This window comes from Lentzea sp. NPDC004789, from assembly GCF_053601075.1.
The window spans coordinates 472875-498803 of sequence record NZ_JBSGBE010000002.1 but is presented as its reverse complement, the minus strand read 5'-3'; the positions used below and the strand labels follow the sequence as shown (position 1 = coordinate 498803).

Genomic DNA, 25929 nt, shown 5'->3' with positions numbered 1-25929 from the left:
CGTGCACCCCTTGGGCCTCAACGAGTCCGAGAACGTCGGTGAGGGCACCCGCGTCTGGGCCTGGGCGCACGTCCTGCCCGGTGCGGTGGTCGGCAGGAACTGCAACATCTGCGACCACGCCTTCGTCGAGGGCGGCGTCGTGCTCGGCGACCGCGTCACGGTCAAGAACGCCGTGCTGCTGTTCGACGGCGTGTCGGTCGGCGACGACGTGTTCCTCGGCCCCAACGTCGTCTTCACCAACGACATGCGCCCCCGCGCGCACGTCAAGAAGGGCCCGGAGGCCCTCCTGCCCACCCTCGTGGAGAACGGCGTCACGCTCGGCGCCGGCACCACCGTCGTGTGCGGCACCAAGATCGGCGCGTACGCGTTCGCCGCCGCCGGTTCGGTGATCACGAAGGACGTCCCGGCGCACGCGTTCGTCGCGGGCAACCCGGCGAAGGTCCGCGGCTGGGTCTGCGACTGCGGTGACCGGCTCGCCGACGACCTGAGCTGCGCGTGCGGCAAGGCCTACCAGAGAGCGGGCGACGGGCTGGTCGCACGATGACCGCCACGGTCGGCGCGCCCGCACGCACCCGTCTGTCCTTCTTGGACGGTGTGCGCGCGCTGGCCGCGGTGTACGTGGTGCTGCACCACATCTGGTTCACGGTCTACCCGGCCTATCCGGTCAACACCGGGCCGCTCGTGCTCGGCTGGCTCGTCTACGGCCACCTCGCGGTCGCGGTGTTCATCGTGGTCAGCGGGTTCTCGCTGACGGTCGCCCCGGCGCGCCGCGAGTACGAGCTGGGCGGCGTGCTGAGGTTCATCCGCAGAAGGGCCTGGCGCATCCTGCCGCCGTACTGGGCGGCACTGGCGCTCAGCGTCGTCGTCTTCGGGCTGGTCACCCCGGAGCTGACCGGCCGGGCGATCACGCTCAAGGGCGTCGTCGCGCACTTCTTCCTCGTGCAGGACGTGGTCGACAGCCCGAAGCCCAACGGCGCGTTCTGGTCGATCGCCATCGAGTGGCAGATCTACTTCCTCTTCCCGCTGGTGCTGTGGTTGCGCAGGAAACTCGGTCCGGTGTGGATGGTCGCCGTCTTCACCACCGGTGTCGTCGCGTCGCAGCTCCTCGCCGAGAACGTCCACCCGCTGCACGGCCTGCTCAACTTCACGCCGCAGTTCCTCGCGCTGTTCGTGTTCGGCGTGGCGGCGGCGGACGTCGTCAGGTCCGGCGAGGTGCCGCGCTGGATCGGCTGGGCCGGTGCCGCCTGCTACGGCGCGTTCGTGCTCATGGCGATCACGATGGGCTCGGTGTGGGTCGACCACGCCTACTTCTGGATCGACCTGCTGATCGGCGCGGGCACGGCCGGCGTCCTCGCGGCGCTCGCGGGCGGCCACTTCGAGCCGCTGAAAACGCTGCTGGCGCACCGGGTCTTCAGCGGCGTCGGCCTGTTCTCCTACAGCGTTTACCTGGTGCACCTGCCGTTGCTGTGGCTGACCGACCACTTCGTCGTGGCGCACCTCGTCAGCGACGTGTTCGCCCGGTTCTGCCTGCTGCTCGTGCTCGGCCTCGCGGCCGTGCTCGGCGGTTCGTACCTCTTCCACCGCGTGTTCGAACGGCCGTTCCTGGAGAACCGGTCGTGGGCGGCCCTCAAGACGTCCCTGAAATCGGCACAGCGAGGCGCCAAGTGAGCACGGAGGAGAACCTCGGCACCCTCGTGAAGAAGGGGGTGCGCTGGAGCTTCGCCAGCACGCTGCTCTCGCGCCTGGCGAACCTGGTGTCCGGCATCATCCTGGCGCGCGTGCTGACCCCGAACGACTACGGTCTGTTCGCCGTCGCCACGGTCGCGCTGGTGTTCCTCATCAACCTCAACGACCTCGGGCTCGAACAGGTCCTGGTCCGCTGGCCGGGTGACGTCTCCCGGATCGCGCCGACCGCGGTGACGGTGATCTTCGGGTCGAGCTGCGCGCTGTTCGCCGTCTTCTTCGCGGGCGCCGGCGTGTTCAGCCGGTCACTGGGCGCACCGGAGGCCGCGGACCTGGTCAAGGTCCTGTCGTTCGCGATCCTGATCAACGGCGCGCTGGCCGTGCCGTCCGCCATGCTCACCCGCAGCTTCCGGCAGGACCTGCGCACCTACGCCGACCTGACCGGGTTCGTCGTCACGACGGGGCTCACCCTCGCGCTCGCGCTGACCGGGTTCGGCGTGTGGAGCCTGGTGTGGGGGCGGCTGGTGGGCAACCTGGTCAACGGCCTGCTGCACCTCGCGTTCACCCCGGTCCGCTACAAACCGGCGTTCGACCCGAAGGTGGCCAAGGAGCTGCTCAGGGACGGTCTGCCGCTGGCCGGGGCGACGATCCTCGCGGTCGCGATGGTCCAGGTCGACAACATCGTCGTCGGCCGCCTGCTCGGACCGGAGACGCTCGGCCTGTACGTGCTCGCGTTCAACCTGTCGAGCTGGCCGGTCACGCTGCTGTCCATCCCCGTGGCGCGCGTGAGTGTCCCGGCGTTCGCCCGGCTGCAGCACGACCTGACGTCGTTGCGGATCGCCTTCGCGCGGTCGATGGGGCTGCTGATGGCGGCGGCCGTGCCGATCTGCGGCCTGCTGGCGCTCATGGCGGGACCGGCGATCCGGGTGCTCTACGGCGACAAGTGGTCGGCGGCGTCCACCGCGCTGATGTTCCTCGCCGTCCTCGGTCTCGCGCGCGTGGCGCTGCAACTGTGCTTCGACGTCCTCATCGCCGTGGGCAACGCCCGGCAGACGCTGGCGCTGCAGGCGCTGTGGGTCGCGGTGCTCGTGCCCGCCCTGGCGCTGGGGGCGTACTCGGCGGGCGTCATGGGCGTCGGCATCGCGCACATGGTCGTCGCGGTCGGGGTGATGCTGCCCGCCTTCCTGTTCGCGCTGCGCGGCCTGGGGGTGCGGCCGGCGAGCCTCGCCCAGGCGGTCGCGAGGCCCGCGCTCGGCGTTTTCGCGCTGTGTCTCGTGCCACTGGTCGTGACGCGCGTGCTGCACCACGACCTCGCGATCCTGCTGGTCGGCGGCATCGGCGGCCTGCTGCTGTACCTGCCGGTCGTGGCGCCGGTGCGGCACTCGTTGCAGGACTTGAAGAACCTCGAACCCGCGAGTCCCGCGCCCTCCTGATCCCACCACGTGGCACGACTCACCCTGTGCGCGTGCAAATGTTTGTCGATGTACTGGTCACGAGGAATTCAAGTCAAGAGCGCTGCGAGAAGGTCAGATCATTTTCTGTGCTGACCTGCGGTCATTCTGGAAATAGATCAACCCGATCAGGTGATGGCAATTTCGGAACGACAGCGGTGAAATGGCCGTACTCGGCCGAACGGCCTAATGCACGCCCTTCGGCGCTGGGTTACCGTCCCCCTGCCCAAAACGGTAACCGCCAGATAACGAGATCGTTTGAGGATGTCCCGGCCGCGGGAGCCCCGCGATCGACGTAGGCGGCCCGAACTGAAAGGTGGCATCCCCCGTGCTTCACCGCACCGCCACGCCCAGTGGCAGCGCGAGACAGAACGAACGCCGTGCTCCCCTTCGGCAACGGTCCTCCCGCATCGCATCCTTCGCCGCACTCGCCGCAGCCGTCGTCGCAGCTCTCGTCGCCTGTTCCCCCGCGGGCGCGAAGTCCGGCGACGCCCAGCCGGCCACCACGACGACGTCCGCCACGTCGAGCAGCGCCGCGGAGTCGTCGAGCGCGGCGCCCTCCTCCAGCTCGGTCGCGCCGACCACGACCACCCCCAAGCCCGCGCCGCCCGGCATCCCGAAGCCGCCGACGCAGCCGGGCATGTCGGGGTGGCCGAACGCCGGCAACACCGGCGTCAAGAACGGCAACCTGCGTCCGCTCAGCGGCGACCAGCTGATCGACGTCCGGTGGCTCAAGGACCACGGCGCGCGCGGCTCCGGCAACGCGGGCGACCCGTTCGTCTTCGAGAACTACCAGGTCGACGGCCTGGTCCACATCAACGTCCCGGACAGCGTCCAGGTGCTCGTGCAGCAGACCCGCATCTTCGGCGGCTCGAACCACGCCATGTGGATCGAGAGCGGCACGGTGACCGTGCAGGACAGCACCATCGCGCCGCAGAGCGGTGGCCTGTCCGGCAACGGGATCTTCGCCTACAACCGCGGCACGTTCCTGCGCAACAACATCTGGGGCTTCAACATCCCCATCATCATCCAGGGGCAGGGCCCGTACCTGATCCAGGACAACTTCCTGCACGACATCTGGTTCAAGGCCGGTGACCACACCGACGTCGTCAACATCAACCCGAACGGCTCCAACGGTGTGATCAAGCACAACTACATCGACGGCATCCGCTCGGACGGCCAGTACACCCACAACGGCATCGGCATCTACAACGACGCCAACGGCGGTTCGGGCAACGCGGTCAGCAAGAACTGGACGATCGACGGCAACTACATCACCCGGTCGAACCACCTGATCTTCGCCGCCGCGTCGCCGCCGTTCGTGATCAAGAACAACGTGCTCACGACCGAATTCCAGTACGCGCCGTTCCACAACGCGCTGGGCGGCGCCACCGACGGTGGCGGGAACGTCGACCAGAACGGGAAGCCGGTCAAGATCGAGGGATGACCGAATTCCAACCGTTGGTGCGAAAACGGTGAAAACACTGAGGGCTACCCCGGCGACACCTTGTGTTGCCGGAGTAGTCCTCAGGCGTTTCTCAGGTCGACGGAACGTAACGGCGGGACAGGAGTCCTCGATCTAGGGGGAGTAGACATCGCGGCCGGATTCCCGGTCGCAGCTCGCTCCCGGAGGACCCAGCTCGTGGATTCACTTCCCGCAAGACCTCTGGCCGTCGTGATCGTCACCTACAACAGTGCGAACGTCATCGGCGGCTGCCTGGAGGCCCTGCCGGTCGCGCTGAGCGGGGTGGCGGACTGGCAGGCCGTGGTCGTGGACAACGCGTCCGCGGACAACACCGTGGAACTGGCCGAGGCTGCGGGCGCGAAGGTCGTGCGGCGGCTGGGCAACGACGGTTTCGCCGCGGGCGTGAACGCGGGCATCGCCGCGGCCCCCGGCTGCGACGTGCTGGTGCTCAACGCGGACATCAGGCTGGAGCCGGGCGCGGTCGCGACCCTGCGCGCGGCGGTCCGGCCCGGTGTCGGGATCGTCGCGCCGAAGCTCGTCGACCACAACGGCGTCGTGCAGCACTCCGTCCGCCGTGAGCCGACGCCGTTGCGCGTGCTGGGCCAGGCCCTGCTCGGCGGCACGACCGCCGGCCGCTACCCCGCGCTGGGCGAGATCGTGACCCGGCCCGGTGAGACGGCCGACTGGGTCACCGGCGCGGCGTGGCTCGTGACCGCCGAGTGCGTCGATCGCGTCGGGGTGCTCGACGAGCGCTACCTGCTGTACTCCGAGGAGACCGAGTACATGCTCCGCGCACGGGACCAGGGCTTCGCGATCCGGTACGAGCCGGAGGCCGTCGCCGTCCACCTCGGCGGCGAGTCCGAGACCTCGGCCCGGCTGTGGGCGTTGCTGCAGGCGAACCGGGTCCGGCTGCACCGCGAGCGGCACGGCCGGGCGCAGTCCGTGCTGATGTGGTTCGCGGTGGCGTTGAACGAGTTGTTGCGCATCCACCGCCCGCGGCACCGTGCCGCGCTGCGCGGTCTGATCGGCATGCGGGAGTGGCCGGAACCGTTGGACACGAACAAGAACACCGCCGCATACCTGTGCTTCTCGGCCCAGGACTGGTGGTACCACAACCGGGCGCACTCCGACTTCCAGCTGCTGCGCCGGGTCGCTAAGCACCGGAAGGTGTTGCTGGTCAACAGCATCGGCCTGCGCATGCCGCTGCCCGGTCGCAGCACCCAGTTCCTGCGGCGGATCCTCCGCAAGGCCCGCAGCGTGGCCATGCTGGTGCGCCGCCCGATCCCGGACACCCCCGGTTTCCACGTGATGACACCGCTTCCGCTGCCGTTCTACGGCAAACCATGGCTGCGCAAGCTGAACTCGGTGCTGGTGCGCGCGCAGGTCCGCGCGGTCTGCCTGGCGCTCGGCATGCGCGCCCCGGTCGTGGTCGCGACCATTCCCACCTCGTGGGACGTGATCAAGCCGATGCCGCGCGCCTCGTTGGTGTACAACCGTTCGGACCGGCACTCGGCGTTCCCCGAGTCGGACCAGGCGACCATCAAGGCGCTGGAGGACGAGCTCCTCGCGCACTCCGACCACGTCCTGTACGTGAGCCGCGCGCTGCAGGACGAGGACGAGCCCCAGACCGGCGCCCGTGGCCACTTCCTCGACCACGGCGTCGATCTGGACCACTTCCGCCGCCGCGACGAGCTGCCGGCGGACCTCGCGTCGATCAAGGGCCCGGTCATCGGCTTCTTCGGCAGTCTCGACGACTACCTGGTGGACTTCGACCTGCTGGAACGGGTCGCGAAGGAGATCCCCGAGGCGCACCTGGTGCTGATCGGTGACGCCACCTGCTCGATGGAGCGCTACGAGAAGTACCCGAACGTCACGTGGCTGGACTTCCGGCCGTACGAGCAGATTCCCGCGTACGGCAGCGGGTTCGACGTCGCGCTCATGCCGTGGCTCGACAACGACTGGATCAAGCACGCCAACCCGATCAAGCTCAAGGAGTACCTCGCGCTCGGCCTGCCGATCGTGAGCACCGACTTCCCCGAGGTGCGGCACTACCTCGACCGCGTGCGGGTCGCGAACGACCCGGCGGACTTCGTCGAGCAGATCCGGCTGACGCTGAAGGACGGCGGCATCGGCACGCCCGAGCTGCGCCGCCGTTCGGTGCTGTCCGCCTCCTGGGACGCCCGCGCCCGCGACCTGATGCGTCTCGCCGAGGGAGAAGCCTGATGTGCGGCATCGCCGGAGTCCGGCGTTTCGACGGCGTACCGGTGGACCCGGCGCTGCTGCGGGCCATGGCGGCCACGCTGCACCACCGCGGCCCCGACGACGCCGGGACCTGGGTGAGCCCCGACGGTTCCACGGGATTCGCGCACACGCGGCTCTCGATCATCGACCTCGCCGCGTCCAGGCAGCCCATGGCCACGCCGGACGAGCGGCGGCACATCGCGTTCAACGGCGAGATCCTCAACTACCGCGAGCTGCGCGGTGAGCTGACCTACCCGTTCCGCACCGACGGCGACACCGAGACGCTGCTCGCGCTGTACGAGCAGCACGGCGTGGACGGCGTGCGCAAGCTGCGCGGCCAGTTCGCCTACGCGATCGACGACGCCCAGACCGGTGAGCTGCACCTGGTCCGCGACCGGATGGGCATCCTGCCGCTGTACTACTACGCCGACGCGAAGGTGTTCGCGTTCGCGTCCGAGATCAAGGCGCTGATCCCGCTGATCGGCGACCGCGGCGTCGACCACGCCTCGCTGCACGACTACCTCGCCCACCGGTCGGTGCCCGCGCCCTACACGCTGTACGACGGTGTGCGGAAGGTGCTGCCCGGCCACCGGCTCACGGTCTCGCGCGGTGGTCACGTGCACGAGACGCCGTACTGGGAGCTGCCCGCCCAGGGGCTCGTGCGCGCCTGCACGCCGGAGGAGGCCGTCGCGCTCGTCCGCGAGGCGCTGGAACGGTCGGTGCGCGACGCGCTGGTCGCGGACGTGCCCGTCGGCGCGTACCTCTCCGGTGGCGTGGACTCCAGCCTGATCACCGCTCTCGTGGCCAAGGCGCGGGGCGGCGGCGAGCTGCACACGTTCTCCGCCGGCTTCGGCGATCCGCGCGTGGACGAGCTGCACTGGGCCGAGAAGGTCGCCGCCGAGGTGGGCAGCGAGCACCACAACGTGGTCGTGACCGCCGAGGACTTCCGCGAGAACTGGGGCAGGCTCAGCCGGCACCGGGACGCGCCGCTGTCCGAACCGGCCGACGTGGCGGTGTTCAAGCTCGCCGAGCTCGCCCGCCGCCAGGTGAAGGTCGTGCTGTCCGGTGAGGGCAGCGACGAGCTGTTCGGGGGCTACCCCAAGTACCGCTTCGCCCGCGCGACCCGGTGGGCCGGTGTCGTGCCGGCCTGGCTGCGGCACGCGGCGCTGTCCCGGCTGGAGAACGCCCTGCCCGCCAAGGCCGCCCGTTTCGGCGTGGCGCTGCGGGCCATCGCCGAACCGACTGCGGCCGACCGCATGCGCGGCTGGTTCGCCCCGTTCACCACCGCCGAGCGCCAGGCGTTGCTCGGCGGCCCGGCTGTGCGCGGCATCACAGCCGCCTACAGCCGTGGACGCGGGGACGCCCTGCGGCGCATGCTCTACGCCGACTCGCACGCGTGGCTGGCCGACAACCTGCTCGAACGCGGTGACCGGATGTCGATGGCGGCCTCGCTGGAGCTGCGGCCGCCGTTCCTCGACCACCGGGTCGCCGAGCTCGCCTTCACCCTGCCCAGCTCGGTGAAGGTGCGGCGCGGCACGACCAAGTGGGTGGTCAAGGAGGTCGCGCGGGAACACCTGCCCGCCGACGTCGTGGACCGTCCGAAGTCGGGGTTCAAGGTGCCGCTGGACGCCTGGTTCCGCGACGGGCTTCGCGACATGGCGCACGACCTGCTCACCGGGCCGTCCTCGTTCACCGGGGGTGTACTGGACCCGGCAGGCGTGCGAAAACTGCTGGCCGAGCACGACTCCGGCGGCAGGAACGAACAACCGCGCTTGTGGACCCTGCTCTCGCTCGAGGTCTGGCACCGCGAGCAGGCGAGGACCTCGGAGGTGGCGGAATGAGCGAGGCGACGAAGCGTTCGCGTAGGCTCGTGCTGACTGGGGCACGGGAAAAACCTGGGGCGGACGTGGATTTCGTTAGCGCGCTGAAGGTGTTGCGCAGGCGCTGGGTGACCGTACTGGTCGGAGTCGCGATCATGACCGCCGCGGGGATCGGCATCCTGATCGCCGTGCCGCCGACCTACCAGGTCAAGGCCTCCGACGTGCTGCTGGTGCCGGCCCAGGTCGGGTCGTCGCAGGCCGGTCAGGCCAACCCGTACCTCGGGTTCGGCGGCTCGCTCGGCATCGTCGCGCAGATCACCGCGCGCAAGATGAACGACTTCACCACCGTCGAGCTGATGAAGACCTCCGGCGCGACGGGGGAGTACCTCGTCGACATCGTGCCCGGTGAGGCGCCGATGCTGCAGGTGACCGCCACGTCGAAGAACGAGGCGGAGGCGCTGCGCACCGCGCAGGTCGTCGAGAAGGCCATGACGGACAACCTGCGGCAGAGCCAGGTCGACCTGAAGGCGCCGCCGCAGTTCCTCATCACGACCAACCCGATCACGCTGCCCAGCCACGCGGAGATCCAGCGCGGCAGCCAGTTGCGCGCGCTCGCCGGCATGCTCGTGGTCGGCCTCGCGGCGACCGTGCTCGCGGCGTTCGTGGTGGAGAGCGTGAAGACGCGCCGCCGGCAGCGGGCCGTGATCGAGGAGTCCCTCGTGGACAGTCCCGACCTGCCGCCGGTCGTGGACAACGCGCCGCCGAAGCCGCCGGTCGCACGGCCAGCCACGCCCGCGCGCCCGCCGGCCGCGGGACCTCCGCCCGTGGTGCACAAGACGGGGTCCGAGGAGACGCACCGGTTCCGGCCGGTGCAGGTGCCGAGCGTGAAGAACGGCCAGTCCGGCCAGAATGGACAGTCCGGGCAGAACGGCGAGGTCCAGTGGCCCAGCGAGGAGGGCCCGAAGCCCGCCCCGCAGTCGCGGCGCGAGTGAGCGATGCTCGACTTCCTCCGCCGACCCGAGCCCGGTGACGCGAGAGGCCTGCTGACCGTCTACGCGGTGCTGCTGTTCTGCCTGCCCGCGCAGATGATCATCGGGCCGCTCGGCGCCAGCGGCACCCCCGCGGGTGTCGTCGGGATGGGCATGCTGCTGTTCTGGCTGATGGTCCGGATGCTGCCCGGCAACGGCGTGAAGACGGGCCTGCAGCCGATCAGGCTGGTGGTGCTCGCGTTCGCCGGGTCGATCCTGCTGTCCTACGCCTGGGGCGTGCTGCACCCGTTGCCGCCCGACCAGGTCTCCGGCGCCGACCGGGCGATCCTGACGCTGCTGTCGTGGTGCGGCATTGCGTTCGTGGCCACCGATCTGTTGCGCACGCGCAAGAGCGTCGAACTGCTGCTGCGCACGCTCGTGATCCTCACGGGCATCATCGCCGTGATGGGGTTGCTGCAGTTCGCGACCGGCTTCAACATCGCCGAGCTCTACCACATCCCCGGACTCAAGATCAACTACGTGATCGGGTCGGTGACGGACCGGTCGAACTTCCGCCGCGTCTCCGCCACCGCCTCGCACGCCATCGAGTTCGGCGTGGTGCTCGCGATGATGTTCCCGATCGCGCTGCACCAGGCGTTCTACGTCAAGACCCACCGCTGGCTGTGGCTGAGCCTCGTGGCGCTCATCGGCCTGGCCAGCCCCATGTCGGTGTCGCGGTCGGCGACGCTGGGCCTGTTCGTCGCGTTCATCGTGCTGTTCGCCGGCTGGTCCGGCATCCGCCGCGCGGTCGCGCTGCTCGTCGCGCCGGTCGCGGTCGTCGTGCTGCGCGTGCTGATCCCCGGTCTCGTCGGCACGATCACCGGTCTGTTCACCGGCTGGCAGGACGACCCGAGCATCCAGGGCCGCACCGACGACTACGCGGTGGTCGGCGACTTCATCGACAAGTCGCCGTTCCTCGGCCGCGGGTTCGGGACGTTCCTGCCCAAGACGTTCATCACTTTGGACAACCAGTACCTGGGCCAGATCGTGGAGACCGGGTTCATCGGCCTGACCGCGCTGATCACGTTGTTCGTCGTCGGCATCTTCTCGGCCCGCGGCGTGCGGGCGCGCGCGATGGACGACGAGATGCGGCACCTCGGCCAGGTGCTGTGCGCGTCGATCGCGGTGGCGGGCCTGTCGTTCGCGACGTTCGACGGCCTCGGCTTCCCCATGATCAGCGGCCTGGTGTTCTTGCTGCTGGGCATCATCGGCGCGCTGTGGCGGCTGTCGCGGCGCGCGCTCGACGACCCGCCCGCGGTCCGGCCGGAACGGCAGAAGGTGGCGCTGTGAAGCTCGGATTCGCCTGCAGCTGGGACCCCGTGCCGGAACCGACGTGGTCCTACACGCCGTGGAACCTCCGTGCGGCCCTCCGGTCCGTTGTGGACGTCGTGGACCTCGGCGTCTCGCATCCGTCGTTGGTGCGGCTGGGCTTGAAGGCCGCGCACGCCCGCCGGGTCGACGGTCACTGGGTGTCGATGTGGCGGCACTCGCGCCAGGCGCGCTGGTACGAGGAAACGGCGCTGCGCAGGGCGTGCCGGTCGCTGGCGCCGGACGCCGTGCTGCAGATCCAGGACCTCGCGGTGCTCGACCGGCCGTACTACCTGCTGCAGGACCTGAGCTACGACGTGCTGCTGGAACTGCTGGCGCGCGAGGGTTCCCTGACGCACTTCCCGTCGCTGACCGAGTCCTCCGTGCGGTGGTCGGCCGAACGGCAGCGGCGCGTGTACGCGTCGGCGGCCGGGGTGTTCGCGATGTCGCGCTGGTTCGCCGACCACCTGGTGTCGGTGACCGGACTGCCCCGTGATCGCGTGCACGTGGTGAACCCCGGCATCTCCGCGGTCTCGTCCGTGGTGGCCGACGAGGTGTTCGCGCGGCGGCTGGAGTCGCGGCGCAGGCTGCTGATGGTGGGCAAGGACTTCCACACCAAGGGCGGCGACCAGGTGGTGCGCGCGCTGGCGGTGCTGCGGCGCGAGGTCGACCCCGAGATCACCCTGACGGTCGTGGGCCCGGCGCAGTGGCCGCTGCCCGGTCCGGTGCCGGACGGCGTCACGTTCCTCGGGCGGCTGCCGGTGTCCGAGCTCGCCGCCCTGTACGACGCGCACGACCTGTTCGTGCTGCCGTCGCGGTTCGAGGGCTTCGGCATCGCGTTCGCCGAGGCGTTGTCGCGCGGGCTGCCGTGCGTGGGCCGGGACGCGTTCGCCATGCCCGAGATCATCTCGGTGGGGCGGACGGGTGACCTCGTGCGGTCGGAGGATCCCGAGGAGCTGGCGAAGGTGGTCGCGTCGGTGCTGCGGGACGACTCGATCTACCGGACCACGTGGGAGTCCCGGGAGGACGCGGCCCGGCACTACTCGTGGGAGCGCGCGGCGGCGGACGTCGTGCGCATCGCGAGCGCGGACCAGGCGTGACCGTGGCGCCGAGAACTGCGGGCGGGCCTCGCGTCCCGCCCCGCCGAAGCCGCGAACTCCGACCCGTCGCCAGGAAAGGATGATCTGTGGCGCTCTCCGTCGCGACCCGGCGTTTTCTGCGCAGGTCCGCCGACCGCGTGCTGTTCCCCGTGGGTTCGCTGCGCGGCGGCCGCACGCAGGACCGTCTCGTGGCCCTGACCTACGACGACGGTCCCGACCCGGTCGGCACCCCGGCCGTGCTGGAGGCCTTGGCGTCACTGGGACTGAAGGCCACCTTCTTCCAGCTCGCCTATCGCGCCGAACGCCACCCCGAGCTCGTCCGCGCGGTCCTCGACGAGGGTCACGAGATCGCCCTGCACGGCGTCGACCACACCCGGCTCACGACCGTCCCTCGCGGCGAAGTGCGGTCCCTGCTGGAGGACGGCCGCATCCGGCTGTCCCGGGTGGCCGGTCGGGACGTGCGGATGTTCCGCCCGCCCTACGGTTCCCAGTCACCCGCCACCTACGCCGCCACCCGGCGCGCGGGCCTCATGCCCGTCGTGTGGGGGCCGAGCGTGCGGGACTGGGTGGACGGTGCCGCCGCGGACGTCGCCGCGCGCGGCCTGGAGGGACTGCACCCCGGGTCGATCATGCTGATGCACGACGGGTTCGAGGTGCCGCCGGGCGACACCACGCCGGAACCGACGTTCGACCGCGGCGACGTGACGCGGGAGCTGGTGGCGGAGCTGCGGGCGCGCGACTACCGGCCCGTGTCGGTGAGCCACCTGATGACGCACGCGAAACCGTGGCGCTCGGCCTGGTTCAGGGACTAGCGACTAGGGCATCGGCACCGGTGACGACGCCTCCGTCGCCACCAGCGAAGGCTTGCCGGAGCCGTCCGCCGGCACCTGGTACACCGAGCTCTTGCCCGTGGAGCCGGAAATCGCGCCGTACGCCAACGTTTCCGCGTCCAGCCACGCCGCCTGGTCGTCGATCCCCGCCGTGTCCGGCAGCACGCGTTCCTGCCCGGAGGCGAGGTCGAGCACGGCGAGCTCCCACCGGCCCACCCACCTGGTGGTCTTCTTGTACGCGAGCCGCTTGCCGTCCGGGGAGAGCGACGGGCACTCGGGTCCGATTCGGACGGTCTCCAGCGTCCGCGCGGTCAGGTCGCCCTTGACCAGCCAACGGCGGCCCGCGCCGAGGAACGTCGCGTAGAACGTGCGGTCGTCGGAGCCCACCGTCAGGCCCCAGTAGTTGGCGTCGGCCGCGGCGTACGGCTTGCCCTCCACCGTGGCGCCGAAGGTCTCCAGCGACTCGACCACGGTGTCCGTGCGCAGGTCGTAGAAGCCGGTGCGGGTGGAGAAACCGCCGGCCGAGACGTAGGAGTCACCGGACACGAACACCGTCCACGACACGACCTTGCCGGAAGCCGAGACGCGGGCCCGCGACGGCACACCGGGCAGCGGGATCGTCTTGAGCACACGGCCGGACGAGTCCAGCACCGCCGCCTCGAACGTCGGGCCGACGCCCGCGAGGCGCAGGCACACGGTGGTGCCGCCCGCGGTGTAGACCCGTTGGCAGCGCAGGCCCGTCGGGGTGCGTGCACCGTCCGATGTGGACAACTCGGCGGTCGACACCGCGTCGTTGCCGTTCCGCTGGTCGATCAGCGTCAGCAGGCGTTCGGAGCGGGCCTGCACCTGCTCGACCGGCCGGGCGGCGGTGTGCCAGACGTAACCGCCGGTCGCGAGCACGACCAGCGTCACCAGGGCCACTCCGATCACGACGCGGTACCTGGCGAACCAGGACTTCACGCGGCAGCTCTCCTTCTGACGAGCAACACGACGAGCAACGAGACGGCGAGCCCGCCGCACGCGACGGCGACCGCGGCGAGCACGGACGCGTACTGCAGCAGGAAACCGAAAGCGATGGAGGAGACCAGCTTCGCGAGCGCCTGACCGGTCTGCACGACCGCGAGGCCCGACCCGCGCAGGTCCTCGGGGATCATCGACCCCGCCCACGCCGACAGCACGCCGTCGGTGGCGGCGTAGAAGGCGCCGTGCAGCAGCAGAGCAGCGATCGCGACCGGATAACCACCGCTGGGGGCCAGCAACAGCAGGTACACGGCGAGCAGCAGCACGTGGCCGGCGAAGAAGATGCGCCAGCGCCCGGCGCGGTCGGCGAGCCGGCCCAGCGGCGTCGCGAGGAGCAGGAACGTCAGCGCGGTGCCCAGCGGCAGCAGCGGCAGGGCGCTCAACGGGATGTCGGTGGTCTTCTGCACCAGCACGAACACGAACGCGTCGGACATCGTGGCGAGGCCGAGGACCGCGGCCACGACCGTCACGCGGGCGAACGGCTTGTCCTTCAGCAGGGCCAGCCCGGCCTTGATCGACGGCGCCTTCTTCGCCGACGCGGGCGCGGCCGGGCGTTCCCGCACGAAGAACACCAGCGTGATGACGCCGATCAGCGCGAACCCGAAGCTGGTGACGAAGATCGGGTCCGGTGCCGTGCCCAGGTTCGCCAGCAACAGGAACGTCACCAGCGGACCCAGCAGCGCGCCGACGGTGTCCATCGTGCGGTGCACGCCGAACGCGGTGCCGAGCTGGTGTGACGGAACACTCAGTGAGATCAGGGCGTCACGCGGCGCGGTGCGCAGACCCTTGCCCGCCCGGTCGGCGGCGAGCAGTCCGCCGATGCCGAACGCCGACGCGCCTGCCAGCGGGAACGCCAGCTTGGTGAGCGCGGACATGGCGTAGCCCACACCCGCGACGGCCTTGGGGCGGCGCAACCGGTCGGCGGCGTGCCCGCCCACGAGGCGCAGCACCGCTGTGGCGCCGGTGTACAGCCCGTCCAGCAACCCGAACTGCACGTAACCGACGTGCAGGGTGAACAGCAGGTAGACCGGCAGGAACGCGGTGACCATCTCGGCGGAGACGTCGGTGAGCAGCGAGACCATGCCGACGGCGACCACCGCGCGGGGTACGCCGGCCAGTGTGGTGCCGTGCTCCGCCCGTGCGCCCGCCACGTACACGCCGACACCGCCTTCTTCCAGGAAGTGCCTGGACGCCTGAATTCTCCGCTTGCTACATCGGCCGATACGAGACGGTGTTACACCGTCTGGGGGCACACGGCCGTCCGGTGCTCCGTCCTTTGAGTGGAACACGTAACTCTTCGGCCGCCGGCAACGACCTACGAGGCGTCGGACCCCGTTGGAAGTAGGGACCCTTGAGCTCTCCGCATGTGCTGATCATCGTGCAGAACCTGCCGGTGCCCCTGGACAGGCGTGTCTGGCTGGAGTGCCGGGCGCTGACCGCCGCGGGGTACGAGGTGTCGGTGATCTGCCCGAAAGGTCCGGGAGATCCGGCCTATCAGCTGCTCGACGGCGTGCACCTGTACAAGTACGCCCCGCCACCGCAGGCCGATGGCGCGCTCGGGTACGCGTGGGAGTTCCTGTACTGCTGGGTGCGCACGGCGTTGCTCAGCGTGAAAGTCCGCTCCCGCAGGCGATTCCACGTGATGCAGGCGTGCAACCCGCCGGACACCTACTGGGCGCTCGCGCTGCTGTGGCGGCTCGGCGGCGTGAAGTTCCTCTTCGACCACCACGACCTCAACCCCGAGGTGTTCCTGTCGCGGTTCGGCGAGCCGAAGGGCGCGGCGGGCAAGCTGCAGTACCGGATCCTGAAGTGGCTGGAGCGCAGGACGTTCCGCACGGCCGACCGGGTGACGTCGACCAACACCTCGTACCAGAAGATCGCGTGGACGCGCGGCTCGGTGCCGCCCGAGCACACCACCGTCGTGCGCTCCGGCCCGGACACCACCGTGATGCGGCCTGTCGAGGGCGTGGACGAGTTGCGACGCGGCGGCAAACATCTGGTGGCGTATCTGGGAATCATGGGCCCGCAGGACGGCGTCGACGGCGTGCTCGAAGTCGCACGGAGAGTGGTCTTCGACCGCGGCCGCACCGACGTCCGCTTCGCGCTGCTGGGCTTCGGCGACTGCCTGGAAGACCTGAAGAAGCAGGCAGGAGCCTGGGGACTCGACCCGTACGTCGAGTTCACCGGAAGGGTCGGGCCCGAACAGATCACCCGTTATCTGTCCACGGCCGCGGTCGGTCTCGGCCCGGACCCGTTGTCGCCTTTGAACGACGTGTCCACTATGAACAAGACCATGGAGTACATGGCCTACGCTCTGCCGGTCGTCTCGTACCGGCTGACGGAGACCGTCGTGTCCGCCGGCGACTGCGCCGTCTACGTCGAGCCGGGTGACGTCGAGGCGTTCACCACCGCGCTGCTCGACCTGCTCGACGACGCGGAACGCCGTGGCCGCCTCGGCTTCGAGGGCAGGCGCCGCTGCGAGGCCGAGCTCGACTGGCGCCCGCAGGCCGAGAACTACGTCGCGGTGTTCGACGGGCTCACCGGCTTCGCCTCGCGGGGCCCGTTCCCCGAGGGCAGGCCCGAGCTGACGGCGGGCACCGACCAGTGGGGCAACAAGATGATCGACGTGAGCGACGACGCCGTGCTTCGTGCGTTCGCGGTCAACCGAACGGGAGAATGATGTTCGTCAGAAGGATCGCGGTCGTCGGCACCGGCTACGTCGGCCTGACCACCGGCGCCTGCCTCGCGTCGCTCGGGCACCGCGTGGTGTGCGCGGACGTCGACGAGAGCAAGGTGGAGCGGCTGTCGCGCGGCGAGGTCGACATCCTCGAACCGCGGCTCGCGGACCTGGTGAGCGAGGGTCTCGCGTCCGGCCGGTTGTCCTTTGTGCTCGGCGCGTCCGCCGCGGTGGCCGACGCCGAGGTCGTCTTCCTCTGCGTGCCCACGCCGATGGGGGTCGGCGGCATCGCGGACCTGCAGGCCGTCGAGTCCGTTGTGGACGAGACGCGCGACCTGCTGCCGTCCGGCTGTGTGATCGTGAACAAGTCGACCGTGCCGGTGGGCACCTCGATCCGCACCGCCGAGCTGCTGCGCCGCGACGACGTGGCCGTCGTGTCGAACCCCGAGTTCCTGCGCGAGGGTTCGGCCGTGCACGACTTCCTGAACCCGGACCGGATCGTCGTCGGCTGCGACCAGCAGGACGCCGCCGAACGCGTCGCGGCGCTGTACGCCCGCCTCGGCGCGCCCACGGTGCTGACCGACGCGGCCTCGGCCGAGATGGTCAAGTACGCGGCCAACTGCTTCCTCGCGATGAAGCTCTCGTACGTCAACGCGGTGGCGGAGCTGTGCGAGCGGCTCGGCGCGAACATCACCGACGTCACCGAGGGCATGGGCTACGACAAGCGCATCGGCCAGGCGTTCCTCAACCCCGGTCCCGGCTGGGGCGGCTCGTGCCTGCCCAAGGACACGCACGCGATGCTGCAGGTCGCGGACGCCGCCGACTTCGAGTTCCGCCTGCTGCGCGCCACGATCGACACCAACGAGCGCCAGCGCCAGCGGATGGTCGAGAAGGTCCGGCTGGCGGTCACCGGCAAGCGCGGCGGCTCGCTGTCGCACGTGCGGCTCGGCCTGCTCGGTCTCACGTTCAAGGCGGGCACGGACGACCTGCGCGACTCTCCCGCCCTGGCCGTCGCGGCGCTGCTGAAGCAGGCCGGTGCCGACCTCGTGGGCTACGACCCGGCGCTGGCCGGCGGCACGGACCTCGGCCCGGTGTCCGTTGTGGACGATCCGTACCAGGCGGCCAAGGACGTCGACGCGCTGGTCGTGCTGACCGAGTGGCCGGACTTCCGCTCGCTGGACTGGGCGCGCCTCGCCGAGACGGTGCGGCAGCCGGTTGTCGTCGACACGCGGAACATCCTGGACCCGGACGTCATCCGCCGGGCCGGCTTCACCTGCACGTCGCTCGGCCGCCGCTAGTCCATTTGAGACAGTCCAATTAGCTCGATGGTGTGAGTGGGCGCGCGGTCCTCGTGTGCTAGCGCTTTGATTCCCGGCAACACCCGGTGGGACCAGTCCGCCGGGTCTTGTCGGGGAGGTTCCCACCATGGCTGGACTCATGGACGTCGTCACCGGGCTCGTGCACCAGGCCAGCGGCCTGCTCGCGCAGGTGAGCCAGCTCGCGAGCGGCCTGCTGTCCGGGCTCGGCATCTGAGCGCCTGACCTCGGTGACGGGCGCCTTCCGCACCTCAGGTGGAGGAAGGCGCCCTACCACCGCGGCAGGTCAGGTGCGCAGTTGGTCACGCCGGCGAAGAAGTCCGCCTCCGGCAACGGCGACCCGCTCCGGTCGAACGCGCGGATGTACGACTCCGGTTCGTCGTCGGCGAACGACTGGCTTTCGTGGCACCGCACGGCTTCGCGCTTCAGCTGGGCCACCGAGGCCGTGTCGACGACGGTCCTGCCGTGCCCCCGCAGGTACAGCTTGGCCGGGATGCCGGTGCTGCGGACGGCCAGCCGGGCGACGCGGCCGACGTGCGTGCGGTCGCGGTGGCGGTCCTCGTAGGTGACGACGACCTGCGGCTGGTAGTGCTCGATCAGCGCGGCCACCCGGCCCGCGGCGGTCTCCACCGGCACCGCGCAGAAGGCGCCGGACGGCACCTCGCCGGTCACGCCGGAGTCGTGATACCCCAGCAGCTCCAGGTCGGTGACCCCGAGCACCTCGCACGCGGCGATGAGCTCGGCTCGCCGGTGCGCCGCCACCAGTTCGGGGTGGTGTCCCAGCTCGCCCGGCCGCGCCCCGCCCGGTGCGTTGCCCAGCTCGCCGCTGGTGCAGGTGACGACGACGACCCGGACGCCCTGAGCGGCGTAGTGCGCCAGCACCCCTCCGGTCGCGCACGACTCGTCGCCGGGGTGGGCGTGGACGGCCAGCAGGGTTCTCGGTCCGGCGAACTGCACGCGCGGAAGGTACCCGGTAACTAATCTCTCGCGCGTGACCGACTTGCCGTCCGGCCTGAAGCCGCTGGAACTCGCCCACCACGTCCGCGACCAGATCGAGCGGGGCCACACCTACGCCCGCTCCCGCAAGCGCCGGTTCCGCTGGAAGTCCGTGACGGTCCGGCTGACCACGCTGGTCCTGTCGGCGACCTCGACGATCATCCTCGGCCTGCAGAACCTCGATCCGTGGACGGGCACCGCGTTCTCGCTCGTCGCGGTGGTGACCGTGGTCAGCGCGCTGGAGCCGTTCTTCGCGTGGCGGTCGCTGTGGGTGCTGATGGAGGAGGCCAGCTACAGGTTCCACCGGCTGCAGGACGACCTCTCCTACTACATCGCCTCGCGCCCGGCCGAGGAGATCGACCCGGACCGGGTGCGGGAGATGTTCCAGCGCTACCAGGAGATCTGGGACACGCTGAGCGCGAGCTGGCTGAAGTTCCGGGAGAACGCCTGATCACCTGCCGAGGAACGTGGCGCGGCCGGGACCGTCGGTGAGGAAGCTGTGCACGGCCCTGGGCAGGTCCTGCGTCTCGTACAACGCGGACGCGATCGTCGTGACGTGCGCGTCCGCCTCGGCGACGCCGCCGTGCTCGAAGTGCGCCAGCACCTGCTTCGTGGCGGCGTGCGCCTGTGTCGGCCCGACCGCCAGCGAGAGGGCGAACCGCTCGGCGGCGGCCGCGAAACCGTCGTCCGGCAGCACGCGGTTCACGACGTTCCACCGCTCCAGCGTGCCGGCGTCGTAGAGGTCGCCGGTCATCACGAACTCCTTGGCCCGGCCGACGCCCGCACGGGCGGCCAGCCGCTGCGTTCCGCCCATCGTCGGCGTGAGGCCCACGACCTTCTCCACGAGCCCGAAGCGGGCGCTCTGCGCCGCGAGGATCAGGTCGCACGCCACGGCCAGTTCGAACGCCCAGGTCAGGCACAGCGCGTGCGCGGCGAAGACGGTCGGGATCGGCAGCGCGGCCAGCCGCTGGGGGAGCAGCAGCATGCGGTCGAACAACGCCTGCGCGTCCTCGCGGTACTCCTGTGCCGCGAACAGCGCCACGTCCACGCCGCCGCTGACGACCTTGCCCGTCGCGTTCACGAGCAGCGCCCGCGCGTCGCCCAGTTCGTCGAGCGCGTCGTGGAACTCCGAGTCGAGGTCCAGGGAGTAGAGGTTGAGCGGCGGTGCGTCGATCGTGATGATCGCGAGCTCGTCCCGCCTGGTCAGATGGATCTTCATCGGTTACAGCCAATCACGGCGCTTGAACATGAGGTACAGGATGTAGGAGAGCAGCACGATGCCCGCCGTGGAGGTCCAGAAGCCCCACTGCTGCGCGTAACCGGGGTACGGCACGTTCATGCCGTAGTAGCCGGAGATCGCGGTCGGCACCGCGATGATCGCGGCCCAGCTGGTGACCTTCTTCATGATCGAGTTGAGCCGGTTGCCCTGCACGGCCACCTCGGCCTCGCGCAGGTTCGTGACCAGCTCGCGCATCGACTCGGTCAGCTCGGCGGTGAACAGCGCGTGGTCCTTGACGTCGAGGTAGTACGGCATCATCTCGTCGTCCACGAGGTCGTGCTCGCGGTGCAGCAACGACCCCAGCACCTCCCGCATCGGCAACGCGACCCGCCGCAGCCGCACCAGGGCCCGCCGCAGCTGCAGCGCCTTGCGGCCCACGTGCGGCTTCTCCTGGTAGATCCGGTCCTCCAGGGCCTCGATGTCGTCGTCCAGCTGCTGGGCGGCGGCGTAGTGCCCGTCCACGACGTCGTCGAGCAGCCCGTGCAGCAGGAAGCCGACACCGCTCTTGGCCAGCGTCGGCGCGGCGTCCCACCGGCGCCGCACGCCCGCGAGGTCGTACTCCTCGCTCTCCCGGACGGTCACCAGCGCGTTGGCCGTGACGAAGACGTCGACCTCGCAGGTCCTGATCTCGTGCTCGGCGTACCGGACGGCGTAGACGCTCAGGAACAGGTGGGTGGGGTACCGGTCGACCTTGGGGCGCTGGCGTTCGTCGCCGAACGCGTCCTCGATCGCGAGTTCGTGCAGGCCCAGCTCGCCGCGCAGCAGACCTATCTCCTCCTCCGACGGCGCGCAGAGGTCGAACCACACCACCGAACCCGGATCTTCCAGGTGGCGTGCGACGTCGGCGACGGGAAAGCCGTGGTCGACGAGTTCGCCGTTGCGGTACAAGCGGGTCCGGCTCATGGGTGACAAGCCTACGTAGATGTACTCAGATGTGAGGATTGGCGCCCAACTGCCGCTACCCTCGATCCGGTGAAGGTGGACCAACCTCAACGCATTGGCGACTACCTGCTGCTGGGCAGGCTCGGCCGTGGTGCCATGGGAACGGTCTACCTGGGACAAGGCAGCGACGGGCGGCAGGTCGCGGTGAAGGTGGCCCGCGCCGAGCTCGCCGACGACCCGCGCTTCCGCGAACGCTTCCGCCGCGAGGTGCAGATGGCCCGCGCGGTCGGGTCGGCCGGCACCGCGGCCGTCGTGGACGCCGACACGCGCGCGCCCCGCCCGTGGATGGCGACGGAGTACGTGCCCGGCCCGACGCTGCAGGAGGCGATCGAACGGCACGGCCCGCTGCCCGAGCACCACCTGCGCAGGCTGGCCGAGGGACTCGCCGAGGCGCTGACCGCGATCCACCGCGCCGGGCTCGTGCACCGCGACCTGAAGCCGTCCAACGTCCTGCTGGGCGCCGACGGCCCGCGCGTGATCGACTTCGGCATCTCGCGCGCCATGGAGCACACCGCGCTGACCGAGACCGGCATGGTCTTCGGCACACCAGGTTTCCTGTCGCCGGAGCAGATCACCGGCCAGGAGGTCGGGTGTCCCTCCGACGTCTTCGCGCTGGGCGCCGTGCTGGTCTACGCGGCCACCGGCAAGGGCCCGTTCGGCGAGGGCCCCACCGCGACGTTGCTGTACCGCGCGGCCCACGGCGAGCCGGACCTCGACGGCGTGCCGAAGACGCTGCGCCCGCTGGTGCAGAAGTGCATGCACCGCGACCCGGCCAAGCGCCCCGAACCGGCGGAGGTGACCCGCCTGCTCGCCCAGGTCGTCGCGCCGAAGCCGCCGACCACCAAGCTGCCCGCGCCGATGACACCCGCCGCCGCGACGTTCTCGACGTCGCGGATCGTGCCGTTCGCGTGGGGCCTGACCAACCTCGCCGCGGCCCTGCTGGCCGCCGCGATCGCCGACCCGGCCGCGCACGCCAACGGCGCCACCCAGCTGCTGGCCCTGGCCGCGTTCTTCGTGCTGGTCGTGCGCGCCGTGCGGTTCTTCGGCGCCGCGGCCCGGCGCAAGATCGTGGTCGAGATCAGCCGGGAGGGCATCGCCACCACGCGCAACGGCAAGTTCCACCAGTACTGGTGGTACGAGCTGGCCCGTGTGCGCGTGGTGCCGCACAAGAAGCGGCCGTGGGTCGTCGTGTGGCTGAAGGACCCGGCACCGCGCCGCTTCTTCGGCGCGCACCACGGTGGCGTGCGGGTGTTCCCGATCGCGCACGAGCGGAGCCGGCGGCGGCGCGAGCGCGACGTGGCCGAGCTGCGCGCCGCCCTGGCGTGGTACCTGCCGCGGTCCTACGACGGCCGCTGATCGGTCCACTCGGTGGTCACCGCGACCTGGACGGACACCGTGCCGTCCGGCAGCGGGCTGTCCGGTGCCTTGAGCTCCACCGACCCGGTCACCTGCCCGGTCACCGGGTCGATGGTGAAGCTGGTCCGGCTCCCGTCGGCGGACACCCGGCCGTTGTCCCAGTGGATCTCGGGGGACGCGGCGAGCTCGCGGTAGGTCGCGGCCTTTTCCGCGTTGGTGGTGTACGGCGAGAGCAACCGGGACGAGGCGTTCGCGAGCTTCGCCGCCGGTTCGGTCCCCAGCGGCAGCGCGAGGCTGACCTCCTTGCACGGCAAGGTCGTGCAGAACGTGCCCCACAGCGACGGGCCCCGGTAGTCCGAGGGGGCCATCCGGTCCGGTTCCGTCTGGTTGCCCGCGATCGGCTGCTTCCCGCCGGTCTGCCGGCGGTAGATCACGATCATCTCGCCCTGCCTGGTCGGGAGCCACACGTCGAACTGGAACTCGACCTTCGCGGCACCCCACTCCCGGCTGCCCGGCGACCCGATGGACATGGCCTGCCAGATCATGTACCGGACGTGCTTGTACCGCGCGGGAGGGTCCTGGGTGACCTCCAGCAGCGCCGCCGCGTCGGTGAGCGACGTGGCCGGGGCGGTCGGCATGGTGGCGGGCGCGTCCCGCCCGGCCGGCCGCAGCAGCACCACCAGCCCGGTGATCATCACCACCGCGACCGCCGCGGCCGCGATGCCGACCCAGTTGCGGGACGGGCGTTTCGGCTTCTCGGCGAAGAGCTGCTCGCGCAACCGGGCCAGCCGCACGTCGTCGGCGGGCCGCACCGAGTAGAGCTCGGCGAGGTCGTCGTCCAGCAGGTCACGCATGGCGGAGCTCCAGTTCCTTGAGCTTGGTGCGCAGGCGGTGCAGGCGGGACCGGGCGGTGCCGGGGTTCAGCCCGAGCGCCTCGGCCGTCTCCTGCACGCTCAGTCCGGCGAGGGACACGAGCAGCAACAGGTCCCGGTCGGCGCTCTGCATCCTGGCGAGCTCGCCGGCGATCAGCCGCAGGTGCGAGCGGGCGTCGATGCGGGTGACCACCGTGTGCTCCAGCGTCTCGGCGACACCGAGGTCGACACCGTAGCGTTCGGCCGTGCGCAACAGCCGGACCTCGCGTTTGGCGTGACCGCGCAGCAGGTTCGTCGCGATGCCGTAGAGCCAGCCGACGACACTGCCCCGCTGCGGGTCGTAGGACTCCTGGCCGCGCATGGCCACCAGGAAGGTCTCGCTGACCAGGTCGTCAGCCACGTCGACACCCACTCGCCGCGCCAGATATCGGTGCAGCGGCTGAGCGTGCTCGTCGAACAGCTCCGCGAACATCACGCCCCCAGTTGGCTTCCCGCGGTGTCGGTGTTGCAGTGACCTGAATCACAGTGGACGTCGTTTCGATGATGGTGTCATGACCAACTGGATCGTGACGGCCGGTGTGTGGGCGGCGGACTCCCCGCTCAACCACGACTACTACGTGGACATCATCGGCCGTTACTGGGGGAAGGACGACGTCGCCGCCGAGGTCGAGCAGTACCAGCGCGAGGAGGAGGACAGCGACGTGCCGGTGTTCCTCGTGGCGTCCCGTGACGGCGAGGACGCCGGATGCCTCGGGATGCGGTTCCTCGGCGCCGGGGTGGGCGAGCTGACCCGGATGTTCGTGCGCGAGCGGTTCCGCGGGCAGGGCGCCGCGTCGGCGTTGCTGACGGCCATGGAGGCCGAGGCGCTGGCACGCGGCGTCACCACGCTGCGACTCGACGTGCGCAGCGACCTCGTGGAGGCGAGAAACCTTTACGCCAAGCACGGTTTCGTCGAGATCGAGAACTACAACGACGCGAAGTACGCCGGGCATTGGTTCGAAAAGAGGCTAACGTCCGTCCATCTGGACGCGATTTCCTGACCAGGTCGGGATGACGCGCGCCAGGAGGCATTGAACATGCGGTTGCGTCCACTGGTGACGGCTGCTGCCGTCACCGCGGCACTGGTGGTGACCCCGGCCTCGGCGGCTCCCGCCGGTCGGGTGCTGGGCTACGTCGCCAACAACGGCGGCGGGGTGTCGGTGATCGACACGGCCACGAACGCGGTGTCCGAGACGATCACCGACAGCGGCGGCAGCTCGCCGTACATGGCGGCGGTCGCGTTCGACGGCACTCGGGGTTACGTGACGAACTCCGTGCAGAACACGCTGACCGTCATCGACACGCCGACCAACTCGGTCGACAGGTCCATCCCGGTCGGGAGCCACCCGGCGGGGGTGGCGGTCGCGCCCGGTGGTGGTTTCGTCTACGTCACCAACTACGGCGACGGAACGGTGTCCGTGGTCGACACGGCGACCCTGACGGTCACCGCGACGATCGGGGTCAGCTCGAACCCCGACGGCGTGGTCGTCACGCCGGACGGCAAGTCCGTCTACGTGACGCACGACATCGCCGGCGGCGGCTCGGTCTCCGTGATCGACACGACGGCCAACACCGTGGCCGCCTCGATCGGGGTCGGCAGCAACTCGACGGCGATCGCCGTGTCCGCGGACGGCACGCGCGCGTACGTCGTGAACAGGAGCTCGCACACCGTCTCCGTGATCGACACGGCCGGCCGGACGGTCATCGGCACCATCGGTGTCGGCGACTTCCCGCACGGCATCGCGTTGCTCGGCTCGCGCGCCTACGTGCCGAACAGCGCGTCGAACTCGGTGTCGGTGGTGGACCTGACCGCGATGGTGGAGCTGCAGCGGATCCCGGTCGGCGACCGGCCGATCAGCGTGGCGCTGCTGCCGGACGGGTCGAAGGCCTACGTCACGAACTTCAACAGCAACACGGTGTCGATCATCGACACGACGTCCAACACGGTCACCGGCTCGATCCCGGTCGGTGAGCGCCCGGTGGGCATCGCGATCCACTTCGTGCCGCCCGCCGCGGCGAAGCTGACCGCCGGCACCGCGCAGCTGCAGCTGCGGCTCGTCGGCTTCACGGTCCGCTCGCTCAACGCCACGCTGACCGAGACGCACACCGGCGCCCCGGTCGCCGGCGCGCAGGTCGTGTTCCGCACGGTCAAGGGCAACCCGCTGTGCACCGCCACGACCAACGCGTCCGGCAAGGCCACCTGCGACGCGAACGTGTCGCTGCTGGTGGGCCTGAACACGTTGCTGCAGGGCTTCACGGCCTCGTTCGCGGGCGACAACGAGCACACCGGCGCCAGCGCGCACGGCAACATCGTGCTGCTGTAGCCGCGCCGCTCACCCCTGGTACTCGTCGTAGTCGATCGTGGCGCCGGCACCGATACCGTCGATGATGGTGACGACGGCGGTGTCGGCGCCCGCGGTTCGTGCGTGCCATCTGGGCATGTCATCGGAGTTGTCACGGTTGTTACATCCCTTGACTCCGGCGAAATGCCCGGCATAGCGTCCGA

At 70.3% G+C, this 25929-nt stretch carries 24 protein-coding genes; 16 read left to right on the top strand and 8 right to left on the bottom strand.

Annotation, left to right across the window (positions count from 1 at the left end; translation table 11 throughout):
* Nucleotide 1: 1 nt before the first annotated feature.
* From ACWEIJ_RS06495 to ACWEIJ_RS06485, 3 genes are read left to right on the top strand one after another with little or no spacing between them, the layout of a single operon-like run.
* Complete coding sequence (locus ACWEIJ_RS06495; RefSeq protein WP_449836356.1) at nucleotides 2-544, top strand: acyltransferase; 543 nt, start codon at nucleotides 2-4, stop codon at nucleotides 542-544.
* Nucleotides 541-1668 (top strand): acyltransferase family protein, encoded by a 1128-nt coding sequence (locus ACWEIJ_RS06490; RefSeq protein ID WP_449836136.1) that lies wholly within the window; start codon nucleotides 541-543, stop codon nucleotides 1666-1668. The genes ACWEIJ_RS06495 and ACWEIJ_RS06490 overlap by 4 nt, the downstream gene beginning before the upstream one ends.
* Complete coding sequence (locus tag ACWEIJ_RS06485; protein ID WP_449836135.1) at nucleotides 1665-3116, top strand: lipopolysaccharide biosynthesis protein; 1452 nt, start codon at nucleotides 1665-1667, stop codon at nucleotides 3114-3116. Before ACWEIJ_RS06490 ends, ACWEIJ_RS06485 begins: the two co-directional genes overlap by 4 nt.
* 351 nt (nucleotides 3117-3467) lie before the next feature.
* Here ACWEIJ_RS06485 and ACWEIJ_RS06480 read toward each other — a convergent pair whose 3' ends face one another.
* On the bottom strand, nucleotides 3468-3812 hold the full coding sequence (locus tag ACWEIJ_RS06480) for a hypothetical protein (protein ID WP_449836134.1): 345 nt from the start codon (nucleotides 3810-3812) through the stop codon (nucleotides 3468-3470).
* On the opposite strand from ACWEIJ_RS06480, the gene ACWEIJ_RS06475 reads away from it, so the two are divergent.
* From ACWEIJ_RS06475 to ACWEIJ_RS06445, 7 genes are all read left to right on the top strand, one after another.
* Nucleotides 3775-4581 carry a hypothetical protein gene (locus tag ACWEIJ_RS06475; RefSeq protein WP_449836133.1) on the top strand — a complete coding sequence of 269 codons (807 nt, stop codon included), beginning with the start codon at nucleotides 3775-3777 and terminating at the stop codon, nucleotides 4579-4581. The two genes, ACWEIJ_RS06480 and ACWEIJ_RS06475, sit on opposite strands and share 38 nt — an antisense overlap.
* Before the next feature lie 195 nt (nucleotides 4582-4776).
* Entirely contained in the window at nucleotides 4777-6822 is a 2046-nt protein-coding gene (locus ACWEIJ_RS06470) for a glycosyltransferase (protein ID WP_449836132.1), read from the top strand.
* A complete protein-coding gene (asnB, locus tag ACWEIJ_RS06465; protein ID WP_449836131.1) occupies nucleotides 6822-8681 on the top strand; it encodes an asparagine synthase (glutamine-hydrolyzing) in 1860 nt (619 codons plus the stop codon). Before ACWEIJ_RS06470 ends, asnB begins: the two co-directional genes overlap by 1 nt.
* Before the next feature lie 65 nt (nucleotides 8682-8746).
* Nucleotides 8747-9652, top strand: a complete 906-nt coding sequence (locus ACWEIJ_RS06460; protein ID WP_449836130.1) for a hypothetical protein — start codon at nucleotides 8747-8749, stop codon at nucleotides 9650-9652.
* A gap of 3 nt (nucleotides 9653-9655) precedes the next feature.
* A complete protein-coding gene (locus tag ACWEIJ_RS06455; RefSeq protein ID WP_449836129.1) occupies nucleotides 9656-10978 on the top strand; it encodes an O-antigen ligase family protein in 1323 nt (440 codons plus the stop codon).
* Nucleotides 10975-12096, top strand: coding sequence for a glycosyltransferase family 4 protein (locus ACWEIJ_RS06450; RefSeq protein ID WP_449836128.1), 1122 nt, complete (start codon nucleotides 10975-10977; stop codon nucleotides 12094-12096). Before ACWEIJ_RS06455 ends, ACWEIJ_RS06450 begins: the two co-directional genes overlap by 4 nt.
* 86 nt (nucleotides 12097-12182) lie before the next feature.
* Complete coding sequence (locus tag ACWEIJ_RS06445; RefSeq protein ID WP_449836127.1) at nucleotides 12183-12908, top strand: polysaccharide deacetylase family protein; 726 nt, start codon at nucleotides 12183-12185, stop codon at nucleotides 12906-12908.
* Nucleotides 12909-12911: 3 nt separating this feature from the next.
* Here ACWEIJ_RS06445 and ACWEIJ_RS06440 read toward each other — a convergent pair whose 3' ends face one another.
* Nucleotides 12912-13886: a hypothetical protein gene (locus ACWEIJ_RS06440; protein ID WP_449836126.1), complete on the bottom strand. Its 975-nt coding sequence runs from the start codon at nucleotides 13884-13886 to the stop codon at nucleotides 12912-12914.
* Nucleotides 13883-15103, bottom strand: coding sequence for an MFS transporter (locus tag ACWEIJ_RS06435; RefSeq protein ID WP_449836125.1), 1221 nt, complete (start codon nucleotides 15101-15103; stop codon nucleotides 13883-13885). The genes ACWEIJ_RS06440 and ACWEIJ_RS06435 overlap by 4 nt, the downstream gene beginning before the upstream one ends.
* Before the next feature lie 194 nt (nucleotides 15104-15297).
* Between ACWEIJ_RS06435 and ACWEIJ_RS06430 the strand changes: the two genes are divergently transcribed.
* Together ACWEIJ_RS06430 and ACWEIJ_RS06425 are read left to right on the top strand one after the other, a co-directional pair.
* The gene (locus tag ACWEIJ_RS06430; RefSeq protein WP_449836124.1) at nucleotides 15298-16626 is read left to right on the top strand and encodes a glycosyltransferase family 4 protein; all 1329 of its coding nucleotides are present in this window, start codon (nucleotides 15298-15300) and stop codon (nucleotides 16624-16626) included.
* Nucleotides 16626-17921: a UDP-glucose dehydrogenase family protein gene (locus ACWEIJ_RS06425; protein WP_449836123.1), complete on the top strand. Its 1296-nt coding sequence runs from the start codon at nucleotides 16626-16628 to the stop codon at nucleotides 17919-17921. Before ACWEIJ_RS06430 ends, ACWEIJ_RS06425 begins: the two co-directional genes overlap by 1 nt.
* A 288-nt stretch (nucleotides 17922-18209) precedes the next feature.
* Here the strand turns inward: ACWEIJ_RS06425 and ACWEIJ_RS06420 are convergent, their stop codons facing one another.
* Entirely contained in the window at nucleotides 18210-18896 is a 687-nt protein-coding gene (locus ACWEIJ_RS06420) for a PIG-L deacetylase family protein (RefSeq protein WP_449836122.1), read from the bottom strand.
* A 34-nt stretch (nucleotides 18897-18930) separates the two neighbouring features.
* Here ACWEIJ_RS06420 and ACWEIJ_RS06415 point away from each other — a divergent pair, with 34 nt between their 5' ends.
* Nucleotides 18931-19386 carry a DUF4231 domain-containing protein gene (locus tag ACWEIJ_RS06415; RefSeq protein ID WP_449836121.1) on the top strand — a complete coding sequence of 152 codons (456 nt, stop codon included), beginning with the start codon at nucleotides 18931-18933 and terminating at the stop codon, nucleotides 19384-19386.
* Here ACWEIJ_RS06415 and ACWEIJ_RS06410 read toward each other — a convergent pair whose 3' ends face one another.
* Nucleotides 19387-20154 (bottom strand): enoyl-CoA hydratase/isomerase family protein, encoded by a 768-nt coding sequence (locus ACWEIJ_RS06410; protein WP_449836120.1) that lies wholly within the window; start codon nucleotides 20152-20154, stop codon nucleotides 19387-19389.
* A gap of 3 nt (nucleotides 20155-20157) precedes the next feature.
* Nucleotides 20158-21117: a magnesium transporter CorA family protein gene (locus tag ACWEIJ_RS06405; protein WP_449836119.1), complete on the bottom strand. Its 960-nt coding sequence runs from the start codon at nucleotides 21115-21117 to the stop codon at nucleotides 20158-20160.
* Between the two features lie 69 nt (nucleotides 21118-21186).
* Here ACWEIJ_RS06405 and ACWEIJ_RS06400 point away from each other — a divergent pair, with 69 nt between their 5' ends.
* Complete coding sequence (locus ACWEIJ_RS06400) at nucleotides 21187-22512, top strand: serine/threonine-protein kinase (protein ID WP_449836118.1); 1326 nt, start codon at nucleotides 21187-21189, stop codon at nucleotides 22510-22512.
* Here ACWEIJ_RS06400 and ACWEIJ_RS06395 read toward each other — a convergent pair.
* Together ACWEIJ_RS06395 and ACWEIJ_RS06390 are read right to left on the bottom strand one after the other, a co-directional pair.
* Complete coding sequence (locus tag ACWEIJ_RS06395; protein WP_449836117.1) at nucleotides 22497-23366, bottom strand: hypothetical protein; 870 nt, start codon at nucleotides 23364-23366, stop codon at nucleotides 22497-22499. The genes ACWEIJ_RS06400 and ACWEIJ_RS06395 overlap by 16 nt on opposite strands.
* Nucleotides 23359-23856 (bottom strand): RNA polymerase sigma factor, encoded by a 498-nt coding sequence (locus ACWEIJ_RS06390; RefSeq protein WP_449836116.1) that lies wholly within the window; start codon nucleotides 23854-23856, stop codon nucleotides 23359-23361. Before ACWEIJ_RS06390 ends, ACWEIJ_RS06395 begins: the two co-directional genes overlap by 8 nt.
* Nucleotides 23857-23935: 79 nt before the next feature.
* Between ACWEIJ_RS06390 and ACWEIJ_RS06385 the strand changes: the two genes are divergently transcribed.
* Together ACWEIJ_RS06385 and ACWEIJ_RS06380 are read left to right on the top strand one after the other, a co-directional pair.
* Nucleotides 23936-24424, top strand: a complete 489-nt coding sequence (locus tag ACWEIJ_RS06385) for a GNAT family N-acetyltransferase (protein ID WP_449836115.1) — start codon at nucleotides 23936-23938, stop codon at nucleotides 24422-24424.
* A gap of 36 nt (nucleotides 24425-24460) precedes the next feature.
* Complete coding sequence (locus tag ACWEIJ_RS06380; RefSeq protein WP_449836114.1) at nucleotides 24461-25747, top strand: YncE family protein; 1287 nt, start codon at nucleotides 24461-24463, stop codon at nucleotides 25745-25747.
* Nucleotides 25748-25929 lie beyond the last annotated feature (182 nt).